Consider the following 18,180-nt stretch of genomic DNA (forward strand, 5'->3'; position numbering starts at 1 on the left):
GCTAACAACAATTTTTATGATACTCAACTTGCTGACGGATTTCAAGTCTTTTACGTAAAATCATCGTTCTTTTTAGGAAAAATATAGGCCTTCCCGGCTTGTCTTCCGATTCCCCTCTAACATTCTATCCACCACCGGACAAAATATGCCGCAGCTATACCGGTTAAGCTTCCGTGCGGACATAGCGCGACTCCAGGGCGGCATCGGCCGCAAGCTGCTTGCGGAACACCAGTGCCGACAGAAAGACACTGAACTCGTAGAGAATCACCAGCGGAACGGCGACCAGAAAATCTGAGATGAAATCGGGCGGCGTGATCACCACGGCAATAAACGCCAGGGCAAAATAGGCGTACCGCCGCATCTTCTTCAGCCGCAGCGGATTCAGAATCCGCAGCCGGGTCAGGAACATGACCAGCAGCGGCAGCTCAAACAGCAGAGCGAGCGGTACGACCAGTCCGAACATGAAGCTGAAGTATTGGGCTATGCCATACGTCTCCGTAAGTCCCATACTGCGGGTTACGGAAACCGTGAACGACAGCGCCAGCGGAAACACAATATAGTATGCAAACAGCAGTCCGAGCACGAACAGGACCAGCACGTAAGGAACATAGCGCAGAGCTGCGCTCTTCTCATGCGGCCGCAGCGCGGGAGCGACAAACGCCCACAGCTGATAGGCGGCGAACGGCACTGCCGGTACGAGGGCGACTACCATAGCAATCTTCATATACATCCCGATGCCGTCCCAGAAGGAAAAAGCGTGCAGCACAAAACGCTGCGCCTGCTCGGCTGCGGTCAGGTACCCGTAAACCGGCTCCGCTATGGAAAGCCCGGCTGCCAGCCCGGCGGCAAACACGATCAGCACGTAGATGATCCGTCTGCGCAGCTCGGCCAGATGCTGCACGACGGTCATTTCTTCGGCTTTGCCAGCCATGGGATCACCACCAGTCGGTCATTTATTAGTTTAGATGCTGGCGGAACAAGCAAAGAGGCGCTTCTCCCGGCTGCAGAGAGCCGGGGATGTACGCCCCGGATTAACGGTATCTTATTCCGGCAGGCGCTTGTCCTGCGGGAGCTCTGCCGACGCTTGCGGCGCAGCCGGATTAGCCGGGCCCGCCTTGGACGGCTCGGACTCGCTGATGATATCGCGCGCACCGTCCTTGAATTCCCTGAAGGTACGTCCAACCGCCCGGCCAAGCTCAGGCAGCTTGTTCGGACCAAAGAGCAGGAGCGCCAAAATAACGAGCAAAATAATTCCTGGAGCACCAATCGTACTTAGCATGCTGTCCCTCCTTGTCACTCATCCGTACGCGGCAATGTTATTGATAAACAAGATTATCATATCATAAGAGGTGTCACACTTTCCAAGCGGCCTCCCGGTCCGCTTGGAAAGGCGTTTACTGCCGGACGCTATTCACCGGTTATTGGCGGAATTGACCCGTGACCATCAGCAGCGCTTCGGGCAGCTGGTCCATAATGGCGGCCAGATTCTCATGCACGCCCTTCGGTGTGCCCGGAAGATTCACAATCAGTGTTCTGCCGCGGATGCCGCAGATGCCCCGGAACAGCATCACCGAACGGTTCTTCTGCATAACGGTGCTCCGCATAGCCTCGGACAGCCCCGGTACTTCCCGCTCGATCACACGCCGCGTAGCCTCCGGCGTCACATCGCGGATCGCCAGCTCGGTTCCGCCGGTGGTCAGTACCAGATCGGCCTGGAAGTAGTCCGTCAGTTCGATCAGCGCTGCGATAATCTCATCCTCTTCATCCGGCACGATCCGGTACTCAATAATTTCTCCTCCCAGTTCCTCCTCGACCAGTTCACGAATAACCTGGGCGCTCGTGTCTTCCCGTTCGCCTCTGGCTCCTTTGTCGCTGGCTGTCAGGATGGCTGTCTTCCACGCCATAGGTTGTCCCTCCCTCTCCATGTGCTATGTATGGCCGGCTGCTTGGCAGCCTGCTTCACGCTTGTCGTCCCGAAAGACCCGGTCCGGCCCGCTTTGAGCGGGATATCAGGCCGGGCATCCCTCCTGCTGTTCTTATGAATCCAGCGTGTAATCCCCGTTCTTGCCGCCGCTCTTCGCCGCAAGCTGCGTCGGTCCGATCACCATGTCTTTCTGCAGCGCTTTGCACATGTCGTATACGGTGAGCGCAGCGGCCGATACGGCGGTCAGCGCCTCCATCTCCACTCCGGTGCGTCCGGTGGTCTTGACGGTCGCTTCAATATAAAGTTCATCTTTTCCGTTGTCCGCAAAGCGGATGTCTATGCCGGTCAGCGGCAGCGGATGGCACATCGGAATCCAGGATGATGTCTGCTTGGCCGCCATAATTCCGGCTACCTGAGCCACGGCAAGCACATCGCCTTTACCGATGTTTCCTTCCTTGATGGCAGCAAGCGTACCGGGATCCATCTTCACCATACTGCGTGCAGCCGCCGACCGCTGCGTAATTTCTTTGCCGCTTACGTCGACCATCCGCGCCCTGCCCTGTTCATTAAAATGAGTCAGCTCCATGGCCTATCTCTCCCTTCTGCATGGAATAAGCCCGTCTTCCGTAATCAATATATCCATATAAGCATCATGATTATCCATCGGCACATCCGGGATAACCTGCTCGCCGTATGCCAGTCCGGCCCACAGCGGGGGCCTTGCTCCCGCCCGGCCGGCGGATGTCCAGTCAGCATACAGCCGGTCATAATAGCCCCGGCCGTATCCCAGACGGCCTCCGCGCCGGTCAAAGGCAAGCCCCGGCACGATTACTGCACCCGGAGTGCAATCCATGGGAACAGGCTCCGCTGCCGCCGGCTCCATAATGCCGTAGGCTCCTGGCGCAAGCTCGTCCCAATGGTTCACCCGGTGCAGGCTCATCGCTCCGGTCTCCCGGATGACCCGCGGCAGCAATACCGTGATGCCCCTGGACCAGGCACCGTCAATCAGCGGACGGCAGTCCAGCTCGGAACGGAACGGCACATAAGCAAGCAGGGTATTCACCTGCTCCCCGTCCAGCCATTCCAGCGCCCGTTCGCAGGCTGCGGCTGACCATCTGCTCCGCTGCTCTCCCGCCAGCGCGTCACGTACGGCGGCTCTCTCCGCCCGCAGCGCCTTCTTCAGGGCTGCCGGCGGCGCTGCTTGGCCCGTCATCGGCAGATGCCTCCTTCTCTCCTGTGCACAGAATTTCACCTGTATGTAAATTCAGTTTACCACTCTTCTCCCCGCTTCGCCAAGGTTGAAACATTAACGTTGTTAACCGAATTGAATTGTTCAGGCCCTCGCACAGGTTAAGCTTTTCATGTACACTATATAGAAAAGAATTACCGGTGTGCCGGCCGTGGGCAACGTTCCGGTGCACCGGGTGAATATTGTAGGGCGGAGGTTTCAATCAGCATGCTTCTTCAAGCGACAGGCATCACTAAATCATACGGAATTACGAACGTCCTGGACGGTATCAGCCTGCAGGTTAATGAGAAGGAACGGGTCGGTCTGGTCGGCGTCAACGGCGCCGGCAAGTCCACCTTCCTGCAGATTCTCGCAGGCGAAATGTCTTATGACGGCGGTCAGATTCATAAAGCCAAGGAGACCACAATCGGCTATCTGGCCCAGAACAGCGGGCTGCAGTCGGATAAGACTATAATGGAGGAAATGCTGGCCGTCTTCGCGCCGCTGATTGAGGCCGAAGCCGAGCTGCGCCAGCTCGAGCAGCAAATCTCCGATCCCCGCTTGGCCGAAGATCCCAAGCGTTACGAGGAACTGCTGGAGCGGTATGCGAAGCGCTCGGACTGGTTCAAGGACCACGGCGGCTATGAGATGCAGACGCGGATCCGCAGTGTCCTGCACGGAATGGGCTTCGGCGATTTCCCGCCGGATACCGCAATATCCACGCTCAGCGGCGGGCAGAAGACACGGCTGGCACTGGCCCGTATTCTGCTGCAGGCTCCCGATCTTCTGATGCTGGATGAGCCGACCAACCATCTCGATATCGAGACGCTCACCTGGCTGGAGGATTATCTGCGCAGCTATTCGGGCGGCATTCTCGTCGTCTCCCATGACCGCTATTTCCTGGACCGGCTGGTGACGACCATTGTGGAGATTGAACGGCATCAATCCCGCCGGTACACAGGCAACTACAGCAGATACATGGATCTGAAAGCGGCAGAGTATGAAACCCGCATGAAGCAGTACGAGAAGCAGCAAGATGAGATTGCGCGGCTTGAGGATTTCGTACAGCGCAATATCGTACGCGCTTCCACCACCAAGCGGGCGCAGAGCCGGCGCAAGGCGCTGGAGAAGATGGAAAGGATGGAGAAGCCGCTGGGGGAACTGAAGAAAGCCAGCTTCTCCTTTGAGTCGGATTTCATGTCGGGCAAGGAAGTGCTGCAGGTCCGCGATGTGGCGGTAGCCTTCAGTGAAGATGCGGCCCCGCTGTTCCGGAATGCCTCTTTCGAGCTGCGGCGCGGCGAGACGGCGGCGCTGATCGGTCCGAACGGGATCGGTAAATCGACGCTGCTGCAATGCCTCACAGGCAGCCGCCAGCCTTCGGCCGGCACCGTGAACTGGGGAGCCAAGGTCAAGATCGCGTTCTATGATCAGGAGCAGACTGCACTCAATCCGAACAATACGGTGCTGGAGGAGCTATGGAGCGAATACCCGATGCTGGAGGAGGCGCGGATCCGCACGGTGCTCGGCAATTTCCTCTTCAGCGGCGAGGATGTCCTGAAGAAGATTTCCGCGCTCAGCGGCGGAGAGAAGGCACGCGTCTCCCTTTCCAAGCTGATGCTGCGCGGTGCCAACATGCTCATCCTCGACGAGCCGACCAACCATCTGGATCTCGTCAGCCGCGAGGTGCTGGAAGCGGCGCTGATCGATTTTGACGGCACGCTGCTCTTTATTTCCCATGACCGTTACTTCCTCAACAAAATGGCCGAGCGCGTGCTGGAGCTGCATCCCGGAGGCATCGATCCTTATCTCGGCAACTATGACGATTACATGGAGAAGAAACGGGAGCTTGCAGCCATCGCCCTGGAGGAAGCCGAACAGGCCGCCGCCAAACGCGTACGAAGCTTGGAAGCTGACAGCCCGGTTGCCGAGAAAGGAACCGCCAGCTCTTACGAAGCCGACAAACAGCAAAAACGCGAGGAGCGCTCACGCCAGCGCAAAATCGCCGAACTGGAGGACCACATCTCCCGTCTTGAAGCAGAAATCGCTGAACTGGAGCATGAAATGGCCCAGCCGGAGATTTTCCAGGATTATATCGCCCTTCAAGCCCGTGAAACGAGCCTGAGCGACAAAAAGGACCGCCTCACCGCATTATTCGAGGAATGGGAGAATCTTGCCGCAGAATAGGGTAAATATATTAAATAAATATTTTTTAACTGTTCCCGATTTGTTCATATTTCGTTATCCACAAGCTGATCCACAGCTTTCGTGCATAACTCACCCTAAAAAAAGGCCCCCGGGGCCTTTTTTTAGGCTTTAAATCGCACCTTTCGTTGTCAAGAACTTTTTATCCACCGAATTATCCACATTATCCACAATCGCCACAGATTATTTCCCGGGAATAAATCCACTGCTAGAGGGCTGCGGAAAAGGGTTGGTATTGCTGATTTTACACGATTTTTACACAAGTAGTACGGAATATGTGGATAACGTTGTCCACACCTTGACAAATACAGTATTCGCTATTTTACGAGTTTTTTCGTCAAAGGCGCATGAACACTAATTTAAGCTGAGGATCTGCTCCTCTGCCCCGGCGGCAAGCAGCGCTGCATTGCAGGCGGCGACATAAGCCAGCCCTGCGGCCATTACGATGTCCGGGTGGATGGCTGTCCCGCGGAATTTGCCGCCTTTCCACTCCACCATAACCGCGGCCTCGGCCTGGGCGTTCCCGCCGCTGCCGAGCGAATGCAGCTCCAGCCCGTCAAAGCCGATATTCTCGGCAATCCCCTGGCCGATAGCGGCAATGACCGCCTCCAGCGGTCCGTCTCCGGTGCTGGTATAGGATTCTTCCCGGCCGCTTCCCAGATGCCGGACCGTGACGGCAGCCACGCGGCGCGGCGCACTGCCGGCCAGCACCTGTACCTCGCCCAGCTCATAGATCTGCGCCTGCTGGCCGGTGGTGCTGCTGACCATCCGCAGCAGCTCGTCATCGCTGACCGACTTCTGGCGGTCGGCCGTTTCCTTAAAAGAGGCATACAGCGTCTCCAGCTCTGCCGAATCGAGGGCAATACCGTATTTGGCGGCGCGGTCCTTCAGGGCATGCCTGCCGGAATGCTTGCCGAGAATAATCATATTGCGCGGAATGCCCAGCCGTTCCGGGTCCATAATCTCATAGGTGCTGCGGTCCTTCAGCAGACCGTCCTGATGGATGCCGGACTCGTGCTGGAAGGCGTTTCTGCCGACCACCGGCTTGTTATAGGCTATGGGAAAATGCATGGCCCCGCTGATCATCCGTGACGTGTCATACAGCTTATCCAGCACAATTCCCGTTTCTGCCCCCAAGGCATCGCCTCTCGTCTCCAGCGCCATGACCAGCTCCTCCAGCGCACAGTTGCCGGTCCGCTCCCCGACACCGTTGACGGTCACCTCGATCTGCGTGGCGCCCCCGGCAATGGCCGCCAGGCTGTTCGCCACCGCCAGGCCCAAATCATTATGGCAGTGGGCGCTGTAGCTGACCTTGTCCCCGCCTCTGGCGCCCAGCCGCACCTGCCGGAACATTTCGCCGTACTCCTGCGGCAGCGCGTACCCTACGGTATCCGGCAAATTGATAATGCTGGCCCCTTCCTCGATCACGGCCTCGACCATCTCGATAAGCTCGGCAATTCCCGTCCGCGCCGCATCCATCGCCGTAAATTCCACTACGTCGCAGAACTGGCGGGCATAAGCCGTCATCTCGCGGGCGGTCGCTACCACCTCGGCCCTGCTCTTACGCAGCTGATGCTGCAGATGAATGTCGGAGGAGGAAATGAACAGGTGAATCCGCCGCCGTGCGGCGTCCCGGGTGGCCCGGACGGCGGCGTCGATATCACCGCGGACAGCCCGGGCGAAGCCGCAAATCTCAACGCCCTGCAGACTCCGGGAGATCGCCTCCACCGCTGCGAAGTCGCCGGGGCTGGATACCGGAAACCCCGGCTCCAGCACATCCACGCCGAGCTCGGCCAGCTTGTGGGCCAGGATGATCTTCTGCTCGGGGGTGAGGCTTGCTCCCGGCGCCTGTTCCCCGTCGCGCAGCGTCGTGTCAAAAATCTGAATCCGTTTCTTCACCGGAATAATCATAATAATCTCCTCCTAAGGTTTAGATGACCTAATCAAGCTATGGCGCAGTGCCGCACGTCGACTTGCGACACTGCATCTTCTCCCGCCCACTGCTGCCGGCAGCATGATGGAGAGCGGCTCGAAGCCTTACTCTCCGGCATTGTTCCGGGACCGGGAAGCTCCCGGCCTCCCGGAACAATGCAAAAAACCCGCCGTCTCATCAAAGAGACGGCGGGTTACACCCTCCGCGGTACCACTCTTCTTGACGCCGGGTGATTGCCTGTTCAAGCATCTCACGCCGCTGGCGTCCAGCTTCGCTCCATCTGCCCGCCCGGCGACCCTGCAGGTGTGCGCCTTACGGGCAGATGGAGTCCGGTAACGGGGACACCGTAGCGGCATACTAGCTTTCCGCCGCTCCGCTCCCGGGCGAGATTCAATGCTTCCGGTGACTGCGTCGCACCTCCCCGCAGCTCTCTGCACACCGTAATCATCTACTGCTCCCGTTCATCGCGTTTTACTCTGTTTACAATTTTTATACATCCTCTTGCGTTGGATCGTGCCGTTCGATCACCTTACCAGCTAACGACAGCCTTACTTCTAAGTGGATTTTCGCCAACTAATTTGACTTTTCTCAGCGATCTGGAAGCATTAGTTTGATTTCAGCTACTTAAATCCTTCATTACTCCACTCCCAGAACATATAAGCCCGAATTAGTTGGCGGTTATCCATCTAGTTCTCTAGCATGCAACAAATCCGCTAATTTAAGTGGTGAAAATCGAATTAGCCTCCACACACGCACATCGGCCGCCGCCGCACCGCGCATTCCAAAGACGCCAAAAAGCCTGCCGTCTCTATTCAAGAGACGACAGGCTTGAACTGTCGCGGTACCACTCTTGTTGATATTGCTCAAGTAGCGCCATTATAGCCGCCAAGCAATATCCCCTCATCAACCTGCATACGTGCAAAGTGTATCCACACGCTTCCGTATCAGGCCACCCGTTCACGGAGGTTACCCGTAACCGTGTACGCCGGCTGAATGTCCTGATCTGACCTGACAGACATGCCGTTTCCACCGCTCCGCTTCCGGACGAGTTCAGGATTCCTTCGGCTGATTCGCACCTTAACCATCAGCTCTCTTGACCCGGAATGACCCTACTGCTTCCGTTCATCGCGTTTTCGCTTTATAGAATTGAATTGTCAAGATTATACCTGTAAGCCGCAAAAGCTGTCAATAGCCGGAATGGCTGGGATGCGCTTATTCCTGTCCATTCTCTCCGTCAGCTACGGACCACTGTTCCAGCGACAGGCCCGGATCAGCGACCATATCCAGCGGCGTACCGCCGTCATGCAGCCATTTCACATAAGCCGCTGCGCCGATCATCGCCGCATTGTCGGTGCAATATACCGGCGGCGGAATAATCAGCTCAATCCGCTCCGCCTCGCAGCGGGCGGCCAGCGCTTCCCGCAGGCCCTTGTTCGCAGCTACCCCGCCGGAGAGCAGCAGCTGACGCGCCCCGGTGGCGCGGACGGCGCGGACCGCCTTCTCGACCAGCACCTCGACGACGGATTCCTGGAAGCCGCGGGCGATCCCCGCGACATCCGGCGTCAGGCCCTTCATCTTGCTCTGGTTCACCACGTTCAGCACTGCCGACTTCAAGCCGCTGAAGCTGAAATCATAGGAATCCGGCTCCAGCCATACCCGGGGCAGCGGTACCGCCTCGGGCGCTTCATGCGCCAGCCGGTCCACATGGGGGCCGCCGGGATAGGGAAAGCCCAGCGCCCGCGCCACCTTGTCATAGGCTTCACCGACCGCATCGTCGCGGGTACGGCCGATGATCCGGAACTCGCCCTCGCGGGGCATGTCCACCAGCTCCGTATGCCCGCCGGAGACGACAAGCGTCATGCAGGGATACTGCAGCTCTTTAACCAGCCGGTTGGCGTAAATATGCCCGGCGATATGATGCGTGCCGATCAGCGGCTTGCCCCAGGCGAGCGCCAGGCTTTTGGCCGCAACCACGCCTACCAGCAGCGCACCCACGAGTCCCGGGCCCTGCGTGACGGCAACGGCGGTAAGCTGCTTTGGCTCTACGCCCGCCTTGGCCAGCGCCTCTTCTATAATAATCGTAATGACCTCCACATGCTTGCGGGAAGCCACCTCGGGAACGACGCCGCCGAATGCGCGGTGCGTCTCAATCTGGCTGGAAATGACGTTGCTCAGCACCTCCCGGCCATCCTTGACGACGGCGACTGAGGTCTCATCGCAGCTCGTTTCGATCGCCAGTATCAGCACAGGCTGACTGGCGCCTGTAACGGTGTTCATCTAGAATCCACTCTTCCTTCCATCAGGCCCTCTTTCCCGTATTCCGGCAGATCCGCCCACATGATCAGCGCGTCCTCACGGTTGTCCGAGTAATAGCCCTTGCGGGTGCCGGCAGGCCGGAACCCTTTTTTACGGTATAAATTTTGCGCGATCGTATTGGAGACACGCACTTCCAGCGTAATCGACTTCATCCCCAGAAAAGCCGCCGTCCGCATCAGCTCATCCAGCAGGCGCTCGCCCCATTTGCGGCCGCGGTATTCCTCCAGCAGGGCAATATTGGTCACATGGGCTTCGTCGACAATCGCCCACATGCCGGCATACCCGATAATCTGCCCTTCCAGCTCCATCACCATATATTTGGCAAAATGGTTATGGGTCAGCTCATTGCGGAAGGCCTCCTCCGTCCATGGCATCGTAAAGGCTTCATGTTCAATTACGAGGATGTGGGGAATATCCTCCAGCTTCATCAGGCGGAACACAAGCCCAGTTTGCGGATCTATCGTCCGTTCCGAATCCGTCATTGCTTCTTCAGGCTCCCTTCACTGCTCCGGCGCAGATTAACCTCCGCTTCCGTGAGCTGGGTGTAATTGGGAATCAATCCGTGAATCTCCTCTACCCTGCTGTAAGGCCCTTGTTCGCCCAAATAACCGACCCAGCGCCCCTCCAGCTCATAAGGCAATACCTGTACATGCCCCTTGTCCGGCAAAAGCCCCAGCGCTGCCGCACTTCCGTGCAGCGCGGTCTCGCCGACGAACCACAGCGTGCGCGGCTGCGCTCCTGCTGCGGCTGCCTTCTCCAGGCGCGCTTCCAGCTGCTGCACCCAATCGGCCATCAGGCGGATGCCGTCCGGCTCGAGCCTCTGCGGAGGCAGCTTACCGTCCGCGGCGAACAGCGCCGTGTAGGCCTGTCCGCGCCGCGCGTCCAGCAGCGGAATAATCCAGTCCGTCCCGGAACCGGATACCCCTGCAGCGGCATCGTCCTCCCCGGACTGCCGTGAAAGCCCGGCCTCATAGCCGCCCCAGGCCAGTGCATGCAGGCTGGACACCCCGGTCAGGGGAGCCTTCCAGGCCCAGGCCAGGGTCTTGGCGGCGGTCACCGCAATGCGCGTCCCGGTATAGGAACCCGGTCCGACCCCGACGATGACGCCCTCCAGCATTCCGGCTGCCGTCCCGGTTGCGCTCAGCGCCTGCTCGATGATCGGCAGCAGGTGCACAGAGTGATTCCGCTCTCCGGTGGCATTGATCTCATGCAGCAGCCGCCCGTTCTCGGTAATAGCTACACCCAGCACAGCCGTTGCCGTATCCAGCGCCAAAAGCCGCTTGCGCGGCCCGTTATTTTGAATAGTCATCTTAAGTTACCCCACTTCTCCGTCAGAGCCCGGCACATGGCCGCATACGGCTCTCCGATTCCGGTCACCGTAATGACCCGTTCATCCACATCCGCAGTTTCGATCTGTATGTTCAGCCGCTCCGGCGGCAGCAGCTCCGCAATCAGACTGCTCCATTCCACCAGACATACGCCCTGCCCGTAAAAATATTCGTCGAGACCGAGCTCATCCGCCTCCTCCAGCGACAAACGGTACACATCCATATGATAGAGCGGCAGACGGCCCGCGTATTCCTTGATAATGGTGAAGGTAGGGCTGTTCACAACGCCTTCCACTCCCAGATGGCGGGCAAAGCTTTGCGAGAAAGCTGTCTTGCCTGCTCCGAGATCACCGTCCAGACCGATTACCATACCCGCCGCAGAAAGGGCGGCGAGGTCGGCCGCAAGCCGCTGCGTATCCTGCAAGCTGCAGGAACGGGTGGTGAACACCGCTAAAGCATCATTATTCAAGCTGCAACCACCTCTTTCGCTGATCATCCATTCCTTGCCGGATCGCAATATTATTCATTATATCGGTAGGATACTTTTACCGCAACAATCCGGCTCCCGGTAATCCCGGACAGATGCCGGCAGGTCAAGCGGAGCGGCGGGAAGAGTTCTTGCGGGGTGCAGCGGCTCCGCTGCCTGCGCTTCCGGAGAAGCGGCTGTGCAGCACCATGCCGCCGATAATGACGGCTATGCCGATCCACGACAGCGGGGCCGGCGCCGGCGCGGACACGATCAGCATCTCACCGAGCAGCGCAAACAAAACCTCCAGCGACTGTGTAGCCTCTACTCCCGCAAGCTTGCTCATGCTGCCGCGGACCATATCGGTTGCGCGGAAGAACAACACCGTTGCCACGACACCGGAGGACATAGCCACAATAAGCGATTGTACGGATTGTCCGGCGGAAGGCAGTCCGCTGTCCGCAAGACCGTATACAGCCAGCGCCAGCCAGAAGGGCAGGCTGGCCAGCGTCATCCCCAAAATGCGCTGGAACACATCCAGCCGGTCTCCGCACAGCTCCATGGTCTTGCGGTTGCCCAGCGGATAAGCAAAGGATGCGGCCAGCACCGGGACTATGCCCAGCAGGACCTGAGACAGCGCGATATGCCGCGCATGCTCCGCCTGGAGCAGCGCCACTCCGGCAAGAATGATCAGGGACAGGCCGAGGCCGCGCAGGGGAATTCTGCCCCGCCTGATCACCGGGCCTTGCGGCCCGTCCACCCGCTCCATGAAGAGCGGCGCAAGCAGGGAACCGGAGATGATCGTGATCTGCCAGGTTCCGGCGGTCAGCCATCCCGGTGCATACGCGGCGGCGAAGCACAGCGGCGCGTAGAACAGGCCGAAGCCGACCGTTCCCCACAGCAGCCACGCTCCCGGCTTCTCCCGCATCGCTGACAACAGCGGCTTCAGCTTCCCCCGGCCGGCGACAATTGCCAGCAGCAGCGGCAGTGTAAACAGATAGCGGAGCGAAGCGCTCCAGGCCCAGTGTCCGCCGGACAGCTCCATCCGCCGGTTGAGCACAAATGTAATTGCGAAGAACAGCGCCGAAGCGACGCCAAGCATAATGGGACGCAAACAGGATCATCCACCTTTTTCCTTAAGGAATCTCATCCCAATATAGGGCGCTTGTGCGGGCCTCGTCAACCTCTATGTAAGCTATATCCGCAGGCTTATCGTTCCAAACCATAAACGGCGGAACAGGAGTATCCCCCGCCCGCCGATTCATGCCAGTTCAACAATGATCAATACTCCGCAGCAACCCTTCAAGCTCGCCCAGGTTACGAATCGTATACCGCTGGCCGCAGGCGAAGCCCGCCAAATCCCGGTCCAGCAGCACCGGGATCATACCTGCGGCGGAAGCGCCGGAGATGTCCTTAGGCTCATTGCCGACATAGATCATCCCTTGCGGCTCTGACTGTAATTGGCCGGCCAGGATGCGGTAGCCCTCCGGACGGGGCTTGCGGAATCCGGTCTCGGCGGAAGTAACCACCACATCCACGTACTTCTGAATGGGGGCAACATCGGACATCACGAGCTCCCTGTTCATGCCATAGGGTACATCGGTCAGGATCCCGATGCTGATCCCTTTTTGCTTCAAAGCCCGAAGCGCCTCTTCCGTATCCGCAAAAGCCCGGGAGGTCTGCTGAAAATAAGCAAAGAATGCCTTGATGGCAACGGGGACCTTCAGGAGATCAGCCTGCCAGGCTTCGAGAACCTCGGTAAAGACCGCCGTATCCGTAACTTCAAGCTCCCGGGGATTCTCACGGGTATTATATTTGGATAGAATCCATTCTCCCTGGATCAGCAGTTCCTCTGCACTCTCCATGCCAACCGCTGCGCACACTTGCCCCAGCGCTTTCCGAAAATGCGCTTTGAAGCTTCCACCCGCAATTTCATCATAAGTAATCAAGGTATCGCCCAGATCAAAACCGATCGCCCGCATGGCCGCCGCCTCCATTTCCGGCAGTGTACATTTGTTCTGCCGTTTGAATCAGCGTAACAGCAATGGCGGGCGTCCGCTGTGCTTTTTATACCGCGGCTTAACTTCCTTGCTCCTCCAGACGGTCTACGCCGACAGTATGCACATTGGTTGGACGCGAGCCCACCTGCACCGTCGCCATGCCGTTTGCCTCATCCACATGCTCAATCCATACCGGCTCACCATCCAGATGCACGGAGATCATCTCCTTGGAGGCGTAAATATCCTTTGCGCGTTGAATGTCCATGTTGTTCCTCCTATAGGTAAAAGATAATTATTCTTCAGGCACCGGCGGCTCGCCGATCGTATCCCCGGCGTCCAGCAGTCCGGATTCTCCGACCTCCTCCTCTGCCTCTGGAGCGACGATATTCGCCCAGTCGACCACATCGGCCGGAATATCCTGCTCTGATAGCGCGTCAACCCACTCATTCCCGTTGCGTTCCAAGCAGCAGCCCCCCCTATCAGCATTAATGACGGTTAGCCCGCCGAATTACTCCTGCCCGCCGCGTATATTTTTTCCCGCGCTTCACAAATAATGCATCCGGCAAAATAACCCCACAAAGCGGGGCCTTACAAGGAAGCTGCTCAGGTACTTTGCGGGGACTCCGGAATCCTAATAAATTCTGGCTAGAAAAAGCCCCGGCTCCCCATACTATACAAAACGCCACAACGTTTCTGATCTTATCCCCACGCACTTATACAAAGGAGGCGTTCATACATGCATACCGTCTGGAAAGGGGCAATCAGCTTCGGTCTGGTCCACGTTCCGGTCAAAATGTTCTCCGCCACGGAGGACAAGGATATTTCGCTGCGCTACATCCACAAGGAATGCGGCAGTCCGCTGTCCTATGTGCGCAAATGCCCTGTCTGTGACAAGGAAGTCGCCTGGGAGGAAATCGGCAAGGGCTATGAGTATGAAAAGGGCAAATTCGTCCTGTTCAACAAAGAGGAGCTGGACCAGCTGACGGAAGAGAGCACCAAGAACATTACGATTCTCGATTTCGTCGATTTGACGGAGATCGACCCGATTTATTTCCAGAAAACCTATTACCTCTCCCCGGACCAGGCGGGAACCAATGCTTACCGCCTGCTCATGGAGGCCATGCGCCAGACCGGCAAGATCGGCATCGCCAAGATCTCCATCCGCTCCAAGAGCAGCCTGGCGGCGATCCGCGTGCTGGCGGACTGCCTGGCGATTGAGACGATTTTTTATCCGGATGAAGTGCGCCCGATCTCCCAGGTGCCTGGGCTGCCGGAAGCGGGAGCGGTCAACGACAAGGAGCTGGATATGGCCAAGCTGCTGATTTCGCAGCTGTCCACTCCGTTTGAACCGGAGAAATATACGGATGATTACCGCCAGCGGATGCTGGATCTGATCTCCCACAAGGTTGCGGGCGAAGAATACCATATCGCGCCGGCGAAGCAGGAGGCGAACGTCATCGACCTGATGGCTGCGCTGCAGGCCAGCATCGAGGCCGTCCAGCCTATCCCGACCGATCCGGGAACGTCCGGCGCCGCTGCTGCGGGAGCCAAGCCTGCCGCCGGGGCCAAGCGGAAGACGGCTAAATCCAAAACCGCTGCCGCGGCTCCGGTCGTCCACGAAGCGACCGGCCCGATCCCGGTCATTGCGCCGAAGCCGAAGCGGCGCACCGCCAAGAGCAAAGAGACGGTCTCCTGAAGCCGCTGAAGCACCGCTGCCGGAGACCGACTACACTTGGGGAGATGATGCCATGAAGTTGAAGCCGATCACGCCGTTTGAACCTGTGCTGGCAGCGGCGCTTCCCGCAGGTCCCGGATGGATTGCCCAGATTAAATGGGACGGTGTACGCATGCTGTGCTACCACGACGGCGGGGAGACCGAGCTGATTAACCGGCGCGGCAACCGCAGGACGATGCAATATCCTGAGCTGGCTGAATCGCGGAGCTACTGCCGGGCCGGCTCCTTCATACTGGACGGCGAGGTGATCGCGCTAAGCGGCGGCAAGCCGTCCTTTCATGAAGTGATGCGCCGCGACAGTCTGCGCAGCGAGGCGGCCGTCCGCGCGGCGCTTCCGGCGGTGCCGGTGCTGTATATGGTCTTCGACATGCTGTACTGCAACGGCGAATGGCTGCTGGACCAGCCGCTCACGCGGCGCCAGCAGCTTCTGGGCGAGATGCTGCTGCCCCATCCGCATGTCCAGAACGTGCCGAGCTATACCGATCCGGCACAGCTGTACACCGCCGCGCAGACCAATGGTCTGGAAGGCATTGTATGCAAGGATATCACCAGCGTCTATGCGCCCGGCGGCAAGGACAAGCGCTGGCAGAAGCGCAAGATCATTGCCGATGTGACGGCTGTCGCCGGCGGGGTAACCTACCGGGACGGCATTGTCAACGCCCTGCTCTTCGGGCTATACGATGACGAAGGTAAGCTCCACTACATCGGACATGCGGGCGCCGGCAAGATGACGGCAGCAGATTGGCGCAGGCTGACTGAACTTGCAGAGACGCTGGCGTCACCGCTCATGCCCTTCGAGGCCCCGCCGGAGCGGAGCAAGGGTGCGCGGTGGATCAAGCCGGAGCTCGTATTCAAGATCCATTTCCTGGAATGGAATCCTTCAGGCACGTTCCGGCAGCCGGTCATCCAGGCCCGGGTTGATCTCCCGCCCTCCGCCTGCCGGCTGGAGCAACGGGCATTCCTGTAAAGCATTCATCACTTAAGGAGGTTCAGCTATGCCGGCAACCATCAAGGGCTCAATTACCGTAGACGGGCAGGAGATTACGGTCACCAATCCCGATAAGCCGCTCTGGCCGGAAGCGGGTATTACCAAACGCATGTATCTGGAGAAGCTCGCCGCCCTGTCGCCTTACCTGCTGCGGTATTGCCGGAACCGGCTGCTGACCGTCATCCGCTACCCGCACGGTGTAACCGGCATGTCCTTTTATCAGAAAAATGCGCCGCATCCCCTGCCGCCTTTCGTTCATACCGCAGTGCAGGACAACATTGAGTATATCGTCCTGCAGGGATTGCCGGAGCTGCTCTGGCTGGGTAACCTGGCTGCACTGGAATTCCACCCGTCGCTCCATACCGCCGGCAGTGACTTGCCCTGCGAATGGATGATCGACCTGGATCCTTCGCTGGAGGTGGAGCCGCGGATCATGGAGGCCGCCGCTCTGGTCGGCGATGTGCTGAGCTCGCTCGGGCTGGCCTCGGTTCCCAAGACCTCCGGTGCGACAGGGGTGCAGATCATTGTGCCGGTACGGCAGGGTGTAACCTTCGATGAGCTGCGCAAGATCGGGCATTTCGTAGGCCGCTATGTCACCGAGAAACGCCCGGATCTGTTCACCCTGGAGCGGCTGAAGAAGAACCGCGGCGATAAAATCTATTTCGATTACCTGCAGCATTACGGCGGCAAGACGCTGGCCGCACCTTACACACCCCGGGCACGTCCACGGGCCACTGTCTCTACCCCGCTGCTGTGGGAGGAGGTCCGCAGGAATGTCTCCCCGCTGGATTATCACCTGCTCAATATTGTAGAACGCCTGCAGTCCATGGGGGATCTCATTGCCGGGGTGCCGCCCCAGCCGGTGGAGGCCATTGTTTCCAGGCTGTGACCTCCGGTATTTAATGGTCGGAACAAGCAATAAGCCCGCTGACACCTGTACAGGCAGCGGGCTTATCCTTGTTCCAGTTCTTCCGGTCTGGAAGGTATGCTATATAAGAATGCGGTACTGTGCACCGGATTGAATACGCTGAGTTTCGTAAATATACCTTCCTTCAAACGGCATTATGGCAGGGGTTCCGCCGCAACTAATGAATCGCTTTTTTCTTAAAGCGGCCGCCCTTGACATCATGGATGTTGCCTATGGCAATGAATGCATCGGCATCCCAATCTTCTACAATGGACTTCAGCTTGGCTTCTTCCAAGCGGGTAATAACCACAAAGATGACTTTCTTGTTCTCTCCGGAGAAGCCTCCTTCTCCATCAAGGTAAGTAACGCCGCGTCCGAGACGCTCGGTCAGCGCTTCGCCGATATCGCGGAATTTATCGCTGATAATCCATACCGATTTCGATTGATCCAGACCTTCCAGCGTAATGTCGATCAATTTAAAAGCAATATAATAGGCAATGAGTGAGAACATCGCATTGTTCCAGCCGAATACAAAGCCTGCGGTGGAAAGAATGAATACGTTGAAGAACATAACAACCTCGCCGACGGAGAAAGGCAGCTTCTTGGCAATCAGGATGGCCACAATTTCCGTTCCGTCCAGCGACCCGCCGTATCTGACGACCAGCCCGACGCCGACACCGAGAATGACGCCGCCGAATACTGCAGCCAGAAGTGGCTCTACAGTGATCGGGTTCACCGGGTGCAGCAGCTGTGTGCCGATGGACATTACAACGACGGCAAACAAGGTGGAGATGGCAAACGTCTTGCCAATTTGTTTATATCCGATAACCAGAAAGGGAAGATTGAGCAGGGTCAATAGAATCCCGAGGGGAATATCGAAAATATGAGACAACATAATGGAAATACCGGTGATTCCGCCGTCGATCAAATGATTGGGAACGAGAAAAATCTCCAGCGCCACCGACATCATAGCCGCACCGAGCACCATCATCACAATCCGCTGGGCCAATCTCATGGTCTTGGCAGCACCGGATTTACGCGGCTGCTTCTCCTCCTCATTCGTAAATACCTGTTGACTTACAGTCATAGAACTCCCCCTCAAAAGAAATCAAAAAAGAATAATATATCTATATTATATCACAAAAGAAGCCCA

Annotated in this window: 19 protein-coding genes and 1 other annotated feature; of the genes, 4 read left to right on the top strand and 15 right to left on the bottom strand. The window is 58.0% G+C overall.

The features are described from left to right. Positions 1 to 163: 163 nt before the first annotated feature. From tatC to F1381_RS01825, 5 genes are all read right to left on the bottom strand, one after another. Positions 164 to 931, bottom strand: coding sequence for a twin-arginine translocase subunit TatC (gene tatC / locus F1381_RS01805; RefSeq protein ID WP_151733108.1), 768 nt, complete (start codon positions 929 to 931; stop codon positions 164 to 166). A gap of 111 nt (positions 932 to 1,042) precedes the next feature. After that, entirely contained in the window at positions 1,043 to 1,279 is a 237-nt protein-coding gene (gene tatA, locus F1381_RS01810; RefSeq protein WP_151733109.1) for a twin-arginine translocase TatA/TatE family subunit, read from the bottom strand. A 139-nt stretch (positions 1,280 to 1,418) separates the two neighbouring features. Beyond that, positions 1,419 to 1,904: a MogA/MoaB family molybdenum cofactor biosynthesis protein gene (locus tag F1381_RS01815; RefSeq protein WP_151733110.1), complete on the bottom strand. Its 486-nt coding sequence runs from the start codon at positions 1,902 to 1,904 to the stop codon at positions 1,419 to 1,421. Between the two features lie 132 nt (positions 1,905 to 2,036). Next, a complete protein-coding gene (gene moaC, locus F1381_RS01820) occupies positions 2,037 to 2,510 on the bottom strand; it encodes a cyclic pyranopterin monophosphate synthase MoaC (RefSeq protein ID WP_151733111.1) in 474 nt (157 codons plus the stop codon). 3 nt (positions 2,511 to 2,513) lie between these two features. Continuing rightward, positions 2,514 to 3,137 (bottom strand): 5-formyltetrahydrofolate cyclo-ligase, encoded by a 624-nt coding sequence (locus F1381_RS01825; RefSeq protein WP_151733112.1) that lies wholly within the window; start codon positions 3,135 to 3,137, stop codon positions 2,514 to 2,516. 243 nt (positions 3,138 to 3,380) lie between these two features. On the opposite strand from F1381_RS01825, the gene abc-f reads away from it, so the two are divergent. After that, the gene (gene abc-f, locus F1381_RS01830; protein ID WP_151733113.1) at positions 3,381 to 5,336 is read left to right on the top strand and encodes a ribosomal protection-like ABC-F family protein; all 1,956 of its coding nucleotides are present in this window, start codon (positions 3,381 to 3,383) and stop codon (positions 5,334 to 5,336) included. A 372-nt stretch (positions 5,337 to 5,708) separates the two neighbouring features. Here abc-f and F1381_RS01835 read toward each other — a convergent pair whose 3' ends face one another. From F1381_RS01835 to F1381_RS28060, 9 genes are all read right to left on the bottom strand, one after another. Then, a complete protein-coding gene (locus F1381_RS01835) occupies positions 5,709 to 7,265 on the bottom strand; it encodes a 2-isopropylmalate synthase (RefSeq protein ID WP_151733114.1) in 1,557 nt (518 codons plus the stop codon). Positions 7,266 to 7,465: 200 nt separating this feature from the next. Further along, positions 7,466 to 7,761, bottom strand: a binding site (T-box leader). A gap of 738 nt (positions 7,762 to 8,499) precedes the next feature. Continuing rightward, a complete protein-coding gene (tsaD, locus tag F1381_RS01840) occupies positions 8,500 to 9,564 on the bottom strand; it encodes a tRNA (adenosine(37)-N6)-threonylcarbamoyltransferase complex transferase subunit TsaD (protein ID WP_151733115.1) in 1,065 nt (354 codons plus the stop codon). After that, positions 9,561 to 10,085 carry a ribosomal protein S18-alanine N-acetyltransferase gene (gene rimI, locus F1381_RS01845; protein ID WP_151733116.1) on the bottom strand — a complete coding sequence of 175 codons (525 nt, stop codon included), beginning with the start codon at positions 10,083 to 10,085 and terminating at the stop codon, positions 9,561 to 9,563. Before rimI ends, tsaD begins: the two co-directional genes overlap by 4 nt. After that, positions 10,082 to 10,912, bottom strand: a complete 831-nt coding sequence (tsaB, locus tag F1381_RS01850) for a tRNA (adenosine(37)-N6)-threonylcarbamoyltransferase complex dimerization subunit type 1 TsaB (protein WP_151733117.1) — start codon at positions 10,910 to 10,912, stop codon at positions 10,082 to 10,084. Before tsaB ends, rimI begins: the two co-directional genes overlap by 4 nt. Beyond that, positions 10,909 to 11,400, bottom strand: coding sequence for a tRNA (adenosine(37)-N6)-threonylcarbamoyltransferase complex ATPase subunit type 1 TsaE (tsaE, locus tag F1381_RS01855; RefSeq protein ID WP_425495239.1), 492 nt, complete (start codon positions 11,398 to 11,400; stop codon positions 10,909 to 10,911). Before tsaE ends, tsaB begins: the two co-directional genes overlap by 4 nt. A gap of 124 nt (positions 11,401 to 11,524) precedes the next feature. Then, a complete protein-coding gene (locus F1381_RS01860) occupies positions 11,525 to 12,511 on the bottom strand; it encodes a DMT family transporter (protein WP_151733119.1) in 987 nt (328 codons plus the stop codon). 157 nt (positions 12,512 to 12,668) lie between these two features. Beyond that, the gene (locus F1381_RS01865; RefSeq protein WP_187355142.1) at positions 12,669 to 13,379 is read right to left on the bottom strand and encodes an HAD family hydrolase; all 711 of its coding nucleotides are present in this window, start codon (positions 13,377 to 13,379) and stop codon (positions 12,669 to 12,671) included. A 97-nt stretch (positions 13,380 to 13,476) separates the two neighbouring features. Continuing rightward, complete coding sequence (locus F1381_RS01870) at positions 13,477 to 13,662, bottom strand: H-type small acid-soluble spore protein (RefSeq protein WP_151733121.1); 186 nt, start codon at positions 13,660 to 13,662, stop codon at positions 13,477 to 13,479. A gap of 27 nt (positions 13,663 to 13,689) precedes the next feature. Beyond that, the gene (locus tag F1381_RS28060; RefSeq protein ID WP_187355143.1) at positions 13,690 to 13,860 is read right to left on the bottom strand and encodes a hypothetical protein; all 171 of its coding nucleotides are present in this window, start codon (positions 13,858 to 13,860) and stop codon (positions 13,690 to 13,692) included. Between the two features lie 273 nt (positions 13,861 to 14,133). On the opposite strand from F1381_RS28060, the gene ku reads away from it, so the two are divergent. Genes ku through ligD form a run of 3 tightly spaced genes read left to right on the top strand, consistent with a single transcriptional unit; the run spans position 14,134 to position 17,009 of the window. Further along, a complete protein-coding gene (gene ku / locus F1381_RS01875) occupies positions 14,134 to 15,093 on the top strand; it encodes a non-homologous end joining protein Ku (protein ID WP_151733122.1) in 960 nt (319 codons plus the stop codon). A gap of 52 nt (positions 15,094 to 15,145) precedes the next feature. Beyond that, on the top strand, positions 15,146 to 16,099 hold the full coding sequence (locus F1381_RS01880) for an ATP-dependent DNA ligase (protein WP_151733123.1): 954 nt from the start codon (positions 15,146 to 15,148) through the stop codon (positions 16,097 to 16,099). 28 nt (positions 16,100 to 16,127) lie between these two features. Further along, complete coding sequence (gene ligD, locus F1381_RS01885) at positions 16,128 to 17,009, top strand: non-homologous end-joining DNA ligase (RefSeq protein WP_151733124.1); 882 nt, start codon at positions 16,128 to 16,130, stop codon at positions 17,007 to 17,009. 196 nt (positions 17,010 to 17,205) lie between these two features. On the opposite strand, the gene F1381_RS01890 is transcribed toward ligD, so the two are convergent. Next, positions 17,206 to 18,042, bottom strand: coding sequence for a YitT family protein (locus tag F1381_RS01890; RefSeq protein ID WP_246187887.1), 837 nt, complete (start codon positions 18,040 to 18,042; stop codon positions 17,206 to 17,208). Positions 18,043 to 18,180: the final 138 nt, after the last annotated feature.

The organism is Paenibacillus tengchongensis, from assembly GCF_008973665.1.
Lineage (GTDB): Bacteria > Bacillota > Bacilli > Paenibacillales > Paenibacillaceae > Paenibacillus_AQ > Paenibacillus_AQ tengchongensis.